The sequence below is a fragment of the Candidatus Nitrosarchaeum limnium BG20 genome, from assembly GCF_000241145.1.
GTDB lineage: Archaea > Thermoproteota > Nitrososphaeria > Nitrososphaerales > Nitrosopumilaceae > Nitrosarchaeum > Nitrosarchaeum limnae.
In genome coordinates, this window is sequence record NZ_AHJG01000092.1 from 18,061 (window position 1) to 28,116 (window position 10,056).

Sequence of the window (10,056 nt, forward strand, 5' to 3'; positions counted from 1 at the left end):
TGATGAAATTTAACAAAAAATCAATGTCTAAAGGAATACTCAAAGACATCATAATTGTCGCTATAGGTGTAATTGTAATTTGGATTAGTTTACAAGTTGTATTTGGAACACAGAATCCATTTTACGTAGTGGCAAGCGGCAGTATGATTCCTGTTTTGGAAGTATATGATGTTTTGATTGTTCAAGGACATGTGCCATTTGAAGACATTAAAGTTGGAGATATCATTGTCTTTAATCGCCCAACAACTCATGACAGAGTAATTGTTCACAGAGTCGCATCAATAATTGATGATGAACCAAAAACCATTAGAACCAAAGGAGATGCAAATCCAGCATCTATTCCAGGGACAGATTTTCCAATCACTAAAGAAGACTATATCGGTAAAGTTGCTTATGTAATTCCTCAATTAGGATATGTTACTCAATTATTAAAACCACCGATAAACTATATCATAATTGTAATTGTTGTAGGAATCATGATTGTAAAACAGGTATACAAAAAGAAAAATGAAAAAGAGATAGCAATACAAGGCATACCAGATACAAATGATTCTCAAATAGAGTCAACTGTAGATATTCCAGAATTAGAGAAATTAGAAAAAGACAAAGAATATTCTAAACATGAAGAGAGTAAACTCCCAGAATCAGAAGAATCTGGAAAAGACCAAAAATAATTTTCTTAAAACAAATTTAGATTCTAAAGATAATTACTTTCACTATAAAACAGAGTCTTTAGTCTTGAAAACTCTATTGAAATAATCAGATGGTTCATTTGGTTTTTCAATATCGTTTGTAATTCCTGCAAGATTTTTTGCAAGGTTCTTTTTGTATCCAATTTGCATTTGTCGTTGCATTTGAATCCTTTGGGCTTGTGGAGAACCTGCACCATGCATTGATTCAGTAAGGTATCCAACTGCATTTCTTCCCAGTGTCATATTCTCAATTAATCGAAGTATTCTCATTCTATTTTCAACGTCTGCACCCTTACGTCCTTTAAGATATTTTTTTAGCATTGGTCCTGCAATTGGATGTCGGAAATCTTTTTCAGATGGTAATGTTACTACTAATCCACCAGCAATATCTTGTGCCAGTCTACTGATTTCATAGGGGAATCTAGTTACATTATGTTTACAGACTTGGGCAAGCATGTCTTCATTAAGATATACACCTGATTTCATTTTATGACCTTGATGAGACGAAGCTATTCCTGCTGCAAAAATTGTTTCATTTAGATGAGTCATCTCAATAATTTTGTCTTTAATATGAGATACGTTTGGAACACCATTATAATCAGCAATTGCAGCGGCTGCACCAATTAAGACATCACCTAAACCAGTTTTACACACATAGCTACGTCTATGATAACAAGTAAAGCGTTCAATTAGCATAGATGCAAATTCATATTCTCCATACATGAACACTTTATCCCATGGAATGAATACATTTTCTAAAATCATTAATGCTTCTTGTCCACCAAACTTTGCATTACCATCATCAATATCACCTTCTTCCATACTTCTAGTGTCACAAGATTGTCTACCATAGATGTAAGTCACTCCTTTAGCATCTGCAGGTATTGCGCCAACAACTGCCCAATCTTTATCATTTTCAGTCAATCTTACTGTTGGCATTAAAATTATCCAATGAGAGTTAATACATCCGGTTTGGTGTGCTTTAGCTCCTGAAACATAGATTCCTTTATCATCTTTAGAAACTACTCTAGTAAACAAATCAGGATCATCTTGTTCTGCAGGTCCTTTGCTTCTGTCTCCTTTTGGATCAGTCATTGCACCGCCAATCACAAGATTTTCTTTTTGCATCATCTTTACAAATTCTAAAAATCGTTTATGGTAGTTTGTTTTGTATTTTTCATCGATTTCAAATGTAGTTGAATGTAATGCGTTTAGTGCATCCATTCCAACACATCTCTGAAAACAGGTTCCAGTGTTTTGTCCCAGTTTTCTTTGCATCTTATTTTGTAAAACTAAATCTTGAGCACTTTCTGCAATATGTAAAAATCTGTTAACTGTTAATCCTGTAAGTGATGAATGTGCTGATGCAAGTTCCTCTTCTCGAACAGCCAAGTCATATGTCTCTGCAACTGCATTAATTGAAGGTCTAATCATTGGATGATCTACAGGCTCTTTTACTAGCTCACCAAATAGGTAAACTTTGAGATCTCTGCCCCTTAGACTTTCGATATAATCATTTCCAGTTCTAATTGTCTTTAAGACATTAGCCATGTAACATTAGTAGTTTCTAGGTTGTATAAATATTCTAAAAATATTCGAGTAAAAATTTACGAGTGAATTGCGATCAGAGTCCAATTCGGACATCAAGAATCTTGCATCCTTTACCTTTCTCCATTACAAGTACTGGATTCATGTCAAGTTCCTTAATTTCCTTAAAATCGGTAACTAATTGAGATAACCTTTGAATACATTCAGATAATTTTGCTATATCAGAAGGCTTTTCTCCTCTTACCCCTTGAAGTAACTTTTGGGTTTTAATTGATGCAATCATGTCGTCTGCTTCTTTATCAGTAACTGGTGCAAGTTTGAAAGTTACATCTTTGAGAACCTCAACGTAAATTCCACCCATTCCAAGCATTATGACTGGGCCAAATCCAGGTTCTAGTTTAGAGCCTATAATCAACTCTTTACCTCCTTTTACCATTTCAACAATCAAAACACCTTTGATCTCGGCATTTTTGTTATACTTTTTGGCATTTGCAACAATAGTCTTGAATGCTTCTTTGATCTCTGAATCATTTGTTAGATTTACCTTGACACCACCTGCATCTGATTTGTGAATGATTTGTGGTGATGCAATCTTCATAACTACAGGATAACCAATTTGTTTTACAATCTTTATTGCATCTGCTTCAGTTTTTGCAAGTGCACTTTTTGGTAATGGTAATCCATATGCTTTGAGAACCTCTTGTCCTTCTTCTTCCAAAAGATTTGGTCGTTTTTCTTTTTTTACTTTATCAATTATTTTTTTGGCTTTTAGTTTATCAACTTTAAATTTAGGAAGTTTTCCTTCGGGTGATTTTATCCAGTTTGAAAATTTGAGCATTGCAGCAAGTGCACGAATTGATCCTTCTGCATATGTATAATATGGAACATCACCTTCAGCTAAAATTTCTCTATTAGTAATTCCTTCATCTAATCCCATCAAGCTTGCAAGCATTGTCTTTTTGTATTTTTTAGACATTGCAACTATTACTTCTGCTAATTTATCATAGTTCAGAGTTCCAGATGGAGTACACATTGAAATTACAGAACCCACGTTAGGGTGAGCCAAAACACGTTCCAAAACATTGCTGAATCGATTAAAATCAGCATCACCTACAATATCAACAGGATTTCGTGAGCTTCCCCATGGTGGAATAACCGCATCAATTTGTTTTCTAATACTATCAATATTTGCCATTTTAATTCCAAGTCTAGAGCAAGCATCAGTGGAAATGATTGCTGGTCCGCCTGCATTTGATACAATTACAAGATCTCCGCCAGTTGGAAGTGGCTGTTTAGAAAATGCAACTGCATAATCAAAGAGTTCCTCCATCGTATCAACACGAATTGCACCTGACTGTTTTAGTAAAGCATCGTAGATTTCATCAGAACCCATTAAGGCTCCCGTATGAGACATTGCAGCTTTTGCTCCTTCTGGACTACGTCCAGACTTGAGAACAAGAACTGGTTTTTTGAGTTTTTTAGTAATATTTTTACAAACTTTGAGAAATTCCTGGCCATCACCCATATCTTCAAGATACATTACAATTACTTTGGTTTGATTATGATTAGCTAAAATTTTGAGAATATCTACTTCACTCATTGCAGCTTTGTTTCCCATGCTAATTACTGCAGAAAATCCAATTCCTTGTGCACTAGCATCTTCAACTAATGCTGCACATATTGCACCGCTTTGAGAGACAAGTGCAATTTTACCTGACTTTGGAGTAACTTTAAGAAAAGTAGAATTCATCATTGTTTTTGGATCTAGATTCATGACACCAAGACAGTTTGGTCCAATGATTTGTATTTTGTATTTTTTAGCAATATCTTTTATTTTCTGTTCTCGTTTTGCTCCTTCTTCATCAACTTCTTTAAAACCAGCAGTGATGATAATTACTCCTTTAACTTTTTTCTTTCCACATTCTTCTAAAACATCTGCAACCAAAAGATTGTTGATTACAATTACTGCAAGATCAACTGGTTTAGGAATATCCATTACACTCTTGTAAGCTGTTTTATAAAATACAGTTGGTCTTGTAGGACTAACAGGGTAAACAATTCCTTTGAAGCCATTCATAATATTTGATGTGATAGTTGCTCCAACACTTCCACGTTTATCTGATGCACCTATAATTGCTATAGATTTTGGTGAGAGAAAAACAGATTCGGCCACGTTATTTTGAACTAAAGATTTTGTATAATAAAGTTATTCATAGAAATATCTGATCTCTTTTTAGCTACCTAACATCTTACCTGCCAAATTTTCTTTTCGAGGAACCCATAATAGAGTAATTTTAGAATATTTTCCTATCAGAGACCACGCTTCTCGTGCAAGTTCTCGTAGTTTTTCGTTGTTTATCGCAAATTCATGATTTAATTGAGATATGGTATTTTTTGAATCACTAAAAATTGCAATATCATCAGTAGAATCTACAAATTTTTTTAATGCTGCAATAATTGCCATGTATTCAGCCTGGTTGTTTGTGATCTCTGGTTTTTTTTCATAAAATGATTCACCAGTTTCTTTTACAAAATAACCAAACCCTCCATTTGGACCACCAGATCCATCAACGTATACACTAATTGCCATCTTTGTACAACCTTGTCATCTTTACACTCAAATTAATTATTATCATGTAAATTATTGTAGATATAACTTGCGATACAATAGATGCAAGATAAGCATCATAATTTAGCATAAGGAAATAATATTGTAAAATCCATCTCACTATAGTATAAACAACTTCAGCTACACCAAGTGAAGCTACAATTTTTATCAAGTCATGCTTTAATTTGGCTTTATCAGTTTGACCTGATTCAAGCAAATACTTTTTTCGGTTATCTAAATAGTATAAACCACCAAATGTTGAAAAATAAATTATATAATCTACAGCAAGTGTATAAGTTGTATTCAGATAATCAGCTTGGTCAGATAGCATCTGAGCAACAATTGCAGAAACGGTAATTGATGCTGTAAATGCAATTAGAATATTTTTATTTAACATAAAATATTTACGATGTTTTTCAAACATGAAACAAGTAATTTGTCTCTACAATTAAACTAATTATTCCAAAGTAATTTTTAGGAATATTAACAATCCTGCAAGTTCGGCAATTCCAACACCTAACATGTATGGGAATATTTCATGTGAAAAAATATCGTCCATAGAAAAGTATGCAAAACCACCAATCACATTATGAAGAAACAACATGCTTGCAACAACAATCATGCCTAAAGGAAGCTGTGCCTTTGATTTAACATACATTTTTCCAAATATAGAAATCAGAATTCCAAGTATCACCATATTTACAATTGAAACTACAGATAAGATTAGAGAGTTAGATTCCATTTAGAGAGAAGCATCTCCTAATCTTTTATTTACTTTTATCCAGTTTTCTTTCAATTTCTTCAAGTGTCTCCATGTTTAGTTCCAAAAATGTGGATATAAAATACATAATACTGTACTTTTCTCCAATTTTTGTGATCATATTGTTTTTTTCAAGAACTTTAATGTGATGCTGAATAGCCTTGTAATCAAGACCCATTTCCTTTGCTAGTTGATTTATGTTAAGAGGAGTTTTTTTGAGGATGGATATTATTCTGAGTCGATTCAATCCACCTCTTGAGCCTGCAAAAATAAACCAAAGTAGTCGTTTTGAATCTGGATCAATTGTCATATTCCATTAAATTCTGGATTAACTCAATTAAAAGGCATTATTGGTTCATAATAATTAGAAAGTATAAAAAACATAATCGAGCAATTATTGTGAATAAGAAATGATGCTAAACTATGATGCTCCGTTGTATAGACCTCCTTCTGAAGCGAGATCATTGATTTTTCAAGTTACATTAGGATGCTCCTTTAACGAATGTTCTTTCTGTGACATGTATAGATCAAAACAGTATTCAGAAAGACCATGGGATGAAGTAAAATTAGAAATTGATTTGATGGCAAAACAATTGCCAGACACAAGAAAAATATTTCTGGCAGATGGGGACGCATTAAATCTCGATTCAGAATACATTGTAAAAATTGTAAAATATCTCCATGAGAAATTTCCAAATCTTGAAAGAATCTCTTGTTATGCAATGCCCATGAATATTTTGAAAAAAAGTTCTGAAGAATTAAAGAAGATGCATGATGCAGGATTAGATATGCTTTACTTGGGAATTGAAAGTGGATCAGACATCGTTTTAAAAAAAGTAACAAAGGGGGCAATTGCAAAAACAATCATCAAATCAGTTAACAAAGCAAAGGAGGCAGGATACATTATGTCTTGTATGATAATTTTAGGATTGGGAGGAAGAACATATTCTAAAGAGCACATTAAAGGAACTGCAGAAGTAATTAGTGCTTGCTCTCCACATTATGTAGGAGCATTGACTTTGTATTTAGAAAATGGGATTAAACAAGAATTTTTAGATAAATTTGCTGAACCATTTATCAAAATAAATGATGATGAATCTCTTGAAGAATTATATGATTTAATCAGTAAGATAGAAACAAAAGACGAGATAATTTTTAGAGCAAATCATGGTTCTAATGCATATACAATCAAAGGAACATTTCCTCAAGACAAGCAACAAATGTTAGAGAAGATAGAATGGATGAAACAGCATCCTGAAATTATGCGTCCTGAAGGATTGCGTGGATTTTAAAATCTAAATAAATTTTCAATAATTCCAATTTGATATATAATTATCACACCCAATACAAAGCTAAAAGAACCTGTCATGTAGCCAATTATTTTTTTAGCCTTTATGTTATTTGATAAACCGATTGGAATGCCTATTAGTCCTCCAACTAATGACATGCCAATAATTGAGCCTAAACCGAATATTCCAATAAACATCAATGTTGTTGACAGACTATGAATTGCTCCAGAAAGCATAACAATTAAAGTTCCACTACCAGCAAGTCCATGAATCATTCCAATAAGATATGATTTGTGATTATGTGAGTGATTCTTGTCTTCGTGATTATGTACATCAAAATGAATTGATCCATCCTTATGCATGTGAGGATGTCTATGTTTAATTTTTAGAATACTCTTATTGGTGATTCTTGTAATTGCCAAGAAGATTAACATGATTCCAACTAAAAACTCAAATCCAGAAAAAACTTCTTTTTGAATGCTAAATGTAAATCCATAAACTAACAATCCTACTAGAATCAAAGCAGTTGTATGTCCAGCTCCCCAAACTGCTCCAAGTAAAGATGATTTTGTTAAGCTTGATTTGACAAGTTGTTTTTTTGATTGAATTGTATTAGAATTTGTGATCTGAGTACATACTGCAGCAATATGATCTGCTTCAAAAGCATGTTGAATTCCAAGAGTCAATCCAAATCCAGCAATGATTGCAGGAGTAAATGTTCCAATTTGTTCAAAGATTTCTTCTAACAATTTACCTTGTTTGCTTTCTTGATAACATGGTAAAAAGAATTTCCAAGATCTAGAGTTTCTCAATTATTGGCTTTAGAGCATCAGGTAGATCAGGAAGTTCAGTGTGACTTTCATTGTTTTGAAGTATTTCAGGTCCTATTCTTCGAACTTTTTGGGTTCCAATCAGAGTATCAATATTTCTTTGAATATCTTTTTCAGATAATATTGCCTTTAATTTTTCAATTACGGTTTCTTCATTTTCATATTTTTTAATTGCATATTGTACTAGTATCATTTTTTCAGTAGTAGAGTATTCAGTCATTTGAAAATAATATTGCATCCAGAGTAAAAAACATTCGTGAATCTATGAGAATTTTTTTTCAAGATCTGTTTTTTTTGGAATACCTGTAAATTCTAATTTTCCATCAATTACAAGTCCAGGTGCCATAAATATGGGGTATTTTTCTAAATACTCTGGTTTTTCAGTTACATCAATAACATCATATTTTACGCCTAGTTGCTCTAGCATCCTCTCAAGAACAAGACAATTTGAACATCCCGGGGTTGTAAGAACTTGGACTATCATGACTCTATGAATTGATCTGGGTTTTGTTCAAAGGCCCATCTGCAGCTAGCGCAACAAAACATATACTTTTTTCCTTTGTATTCTAATGGATCTCCTTTTTCTCCAACATCCATACCACATACTGGATCTTTCATGGTGATATCATCTTTTTACGAGTAAAATACCATATGATTGGAAAAAGAATTAGACTTCCAAATAAAATTGGAGCAAATTCTTGAGGCATTTGAACATCATAGTGATGAGTATGTTGACTGATATGAAATTCTGGTGGAAGTAAAGTAGTTGAAACTAAATTATTCCATGCAATATGAACAAATGTTGATTCATACCATTCATGACCACCAGGAATTCCATTAATAATTAAAAATGAACCGATCACTATTAACATCCATCCTGTAAGTTTTTCAATTGTAATTTTTTTTGTTGTAATTCCTTTTGTAGCATTTATTCCAATTATTGCTAAAACAGATAAGAGGATTAATGGAATTGCTCGTCCCACACCATGTACTGCACCAAGACTTGCACCAATTTCCATATTACCAGTTCCAGCAATGTAAATCAACAGCCAATAGAACATTGGATTGGGACAACCAACTCCAGCATTTCCTAAGAGTAATCCCATGAAAAATGATTTTGAATAATCACCACGATTCTGAATAAATTTTGGAGTACCAGAATATGTTGGAAGTTTTAATTCAAATAATTTTAGTTGTGATAATCCAAAAAGAAATGCAGCAATGCCTGCAATCAAAAACATGTAGATTGAGATTTGATCCAGATCTGCTGTCTGACCAAGAGCACCAATCCCAAATCCATAAAATGAAATTGTTATAGTAAGACCAGCACCAAACAAGAGGGCCATACTTAGGCCTTTTTTTGCAGTCTTGCCCATACTAAGAGGAACTATAATGAATACGAGCGGAAGAGTACATGGAAGGATTATCATAGATAAGCCGGCAAGATAGGCAATTACTAACCAGGAAGGATATGACAGTTCATTTCCAGCACCTATTGCAGTTTCATTTGTAATTGCAAATATACCTCCAAGAAAAACTAGTGAAAAGAGCACAAACACGACAAAAATAAGATATTTTTTTACGGTAATTTGGCTGGACATGATTAATGTATAATCATATGGATACAATAATAGTATACTTTACAATTGTAAAATGCTAAATATTCTTAAAATAATTTAGTTCGTGCCATTTCAGCCAGATGAAATAGACATTGCAATAATTGAATCTCTTTTAAAAGATGGAAGGAAATCATTTCGACAGATTTCTCGTGAGATTAAGGTTAGTACACCTACTGTTCAGGCCAGATATGAAAGACTAGTCAATGTTGGTCTAATAAAATCAGTATCTCCAATAATTGATTTAGGAATGCTAGAAAATAAAACAGAAAAACATATTGAGAAAATAAAGTCAAAATCAATGAAAAAACATGATGTAAAAATAACAAAAAATATGATTTTAAAAATGAAATGTGATTTGTGTAAAGGTCCTATCTCCGACAAGCCACATGTACTTAAAATAGCAAATTTTGAAAGATTCTTTTGCTGTACTTCATGCAGATCACTGTATAAAGAAAAATACAAAGGAAGAATTGATGCGCTAAATCAAAAAAAATAAGAAAATATCAGAGATCACAATCCGACAAATTACATACCAAATAATGATTCTAGTAAATTTGTTATTTTTAGATTTATTGTATTATGAATTGTAATTATATAATTACCAAAACTGCCACCATGGTTTAACTTTTGGAGTGTCAACTAAAGTACAAATACCATTTACTAATTTTGTTCCAGTACCACATTTTCCAAATTGTGGTGTTTCAACTTTA

Annotated in this window: 14 protein-coding genes; 3 read left to right on the forward strand and 11 right to left on the reverse strand. The window is 32.7% G+C overall.

The features are described 5' to 3' along the window. The first annotated feature begins 2 nt into the window (after positions 1–2). The gene (locus tag BG20_RS02805; protein ID WP_010190674.1) at positions 3–674 is read left to right on the forward strand and encodes a signal peptidase I; all 672 of its coding nucleotides are present in this window, start codon (positions 3–5) and stop codon (positions 672–674) included. Positions 675–716: 42 nt separating this feature from the next. Here BG20_RS02805 and BG20_RS02810 read toward each other — a convergent pair whose 3' ends face one another. The 6 genes from BG20_RS02810 to BG20_RS02835 form a co-directional block, all read right to left on the reverse strand. Next, on the reverse strand, positions 717–2,243 hold the full coding sequence (locus BG20_RS02810; RefSeq protein ID WP_007402375.1) for a 4-hydroxyphenylacetate 3-hydroxylase family protein: 1,527 nt from the start codon (positions 2,241–2,243) through the stop codon (positions 717–719). A 73-nt stretch (positions 2,244–2,316) separates the two neighbouring features. After that, positions 2,317–4,413 (reverse strand): 4-hydroxybutyrate--CoA ligase, encoded by a 2,097-nt coding sequence (locus BG20_RS02815; protein ID WP_010190675.1) that lies wholly within the window; start codon positions 4,411–4,413, stop codon positions 2,317–2,319. Between the two features lie 60 nt (positions 4,414–4,473). Further along, positions 4,474–4,830 (reverse strand): reverse transcriptase-like protein, encoded by a 357-nt coding sequence (locus BG20_RS02820; protein WP_010190676.1) that lies wholly within the window; start codon positions 4,828–4,830, stop codon positions 4,474–4,476. Then, a complete protein-coding gene (locus tag BG20_RS02825; RefSeq protein WP_048097009.1) occupies positions 4,820–5,272 on the reverse strand; it encodes a hypothetical protein in 453 nt (150 codons plus the stop codon). The genes BG20_RS02820 and BG20_RS02825 overlap by 11 nt, the downstream gene beginning before the upstream one ends. Before the next feature lie 33 nt (positions 5,273–5,305). After that, a complete protein-coding gene (locus BG20_RS02830) occupies positions 5,306–5,590 on the reverse strand; it encodes a DUF8036 family membrane protein (protein WP_010190678.1) in 285 nt (94 codons plus the stop codon). A gap of 25 nt (positions 5,591–5,615) precedes the next feature. After that, on the reverse strand, positions 5,616–5,918 hold the full coding sequence (locus BG20_RS02835) for an ArsR/SmtB family transcription factor (RefSeq protein ID WP_010190680.1): 303 nt from the start codon (positions 5,916–5,918) through the stop codon (positions 5,616–5,618). A gap of 100 nt (positions 5,919–6,018) precedes the next feature. Between BG20_RS02835 and BG20_RS02840 the strand changes: the two genes are divergently transcribed. Next, complete coding sequence (locus BG20_RS02840) at positions 6,019–6,900, forward strand: radical SAM protein (protein ID WP_048097010.1); 882 nt, start codon at positions 6,019–6,021, stop codon at positions 6,898–6,900. Here the strand turns inward: BG20_RS02840 and BG20_RS02845 are convergent. From BG20_RS02845 to BG20_RS02860, 5 genes are read right to left on the reverse strand one after another with little or no spacing between them, the layout of a single operon-like run. Then, entirely contained in the window at positions 6,897–7,709 is an 813-nt protein-coding gene (locus BG20_RS02845) for a sulfite exporter TauE/SafE family protein (protein WP_010190683.1), read from the reverse strand. The genes BG20_RS02840 and BG20_RS02845 overlap by 4 nt on opposite strands. Next, a complete protein-coding gene (locus tag BG20_RS02850) occupies positions 7,696–7,947 on the reverse strand; it encodes a hypothetical protein (protein WP_010190686.1) in 252 nt (83 codons plus the stop codon). The genes BG20_RS02845 and BG20_RS02850 overlap by 14 nt, the downstream gene beginning before the upstream one ends. Positions 7,948–7,989: 42 nt before the next feature. Then, positions 7,990–8,211 (reverse strand): thioredoxin family protein, encoded by a 222-nt coding sequence (locus tag BG20_RS02855; RefSeq protein WP_010190688.1) that lies wholly within the window; start codon positions 8,209–8,211, stop codon positions 7,990–7,992. Beyond that, positions 8,208–8,345, reverse strand: a complete 138-nt coding sequence (locus BG20_RS11835; RefSeq protein ID WP_010190690.1) for a YHS domain-containing protein — start codon at positions 8,343–8,345, stop codon at positions 8,208–8,210. The genes BG20_RS02855 and BG20_RS11835 overlap by 4 nt, the downstream gene beginning before the upstream one ends. Then, positions 8,342–9,328 carry a cytochrome c biogenesis CcdA family protein gene (locus BG20_RS02860; RefSeq protein ID WP_048097013.1) on the reverse strand — a complete coding sequence of 329 codons (987 nt, stop codon included), beginning with the start codon at positions 9,326–9,328 and terminating at the stop codon, positions 8,342–8,344. The genes BG20_RS11835 and BG20_RS02860 overlap by 4 nt, the downstream gene beginning before the upstream one ends. A gap of 82 nt (positions 9,329–9,410) precedes the next feature. Between BG20_RS02860 and BG20_RS02865 the strand changes: the two genes are divergently transcribed. Beyond that, positions 9,411–9,842 carry an AsnC family transcriptional regulator gene (locus BG20_RS02865; protein WP_010190694.1) on the forward strand — a complete coding sequence of 144 codons (432 nt, stop codon included), beginning with the start codon at positions 9,411–9,413 and terminating at the stop codon, positions 9,840–9,842. Positions 9,843–10,056: the final 214 nt, after the last annotated feature.

Excerpts from the sequence above, each read along its gene's own strand:
- BG20_RS02805 (WP_010190674.1), top strand. The coding sequence starts at position 3 with ATGAAATTTAACAAAAAATCAATGTCTAAAGGAATACTCAAAGACATC.
- BG20_RS02810 (WP_007402375.1), bottom strand. The coding sequence starts at position 2,243 with ATGGCTAATGTCTTAAAGACAATTAGAACTGGAAATGATTATATCGAA.
- BG20_RS02820 (WP_010190676.1), bottom strand. The coding sequence starts at position 4,830 with ATGGCAATTAGTGTATACGTTGATGGATCTGGTGGTCCAAATGGAGGG.
- BG20_RS02825 (WP_048097009.1), bottom strand. The coding sequence starts at position 5,272 with ATGTTTGAAAAACATCGTAAATATTTTATGTTAAATAAAAATATTCTA.
- BG20_RS02830 (WP_010190678.1), bottom strand. The coding sequence starts at position 5,590 with ATGGAATCTAACTCTCTAATCTTATCTGTAGTTTCAATTGTAAATATG.
- BG20_RS02835 (WP_010190680.1), bottom strand. The coding sequence starts at position 5,918 with ATGACAATTGATCCAGATTCAAAACGACTACTTTGGTTTATTTTTGCA.
- BG20_RS02840 (WP_048097010.1), top strand. The coding sequence starts at position 6,019 with ATGATGCTAAACTATGATGCTCCGTTGTATAGACCTCCTTCTGAAGCG.
- BG20_RS02850 (WP_010190686.1), bottom strand. The coding sequence starts at position 7,947 with ATGACTGAATACTCTACTACTGAAAAAATGATACTAGTACAATATGCA.
- BG20_RS02855 (WP_010190688.1), bottom strand. The coding sequence starts at position 8,211 with ATGATAGTCCAAGTTCTTACAACCCCGGGATGTTCAAATTGTCTTGTT.
- BG20_RS11835 (WP_010190690.1), bottom strand. The coding sequence starts at position 8,345 with ATGAAAGATCCAGTATGTGGTATGGATGTTGGAGAAAAAGGAGATCCA.
- BG20_RS02860 (WP_048097013.1), bottom strand. The coding sequence starts at position 9,328 with ATGTCCAGCCAAATTACCGTAAAAAAATATCTTATTTTTGTCGTGTTT.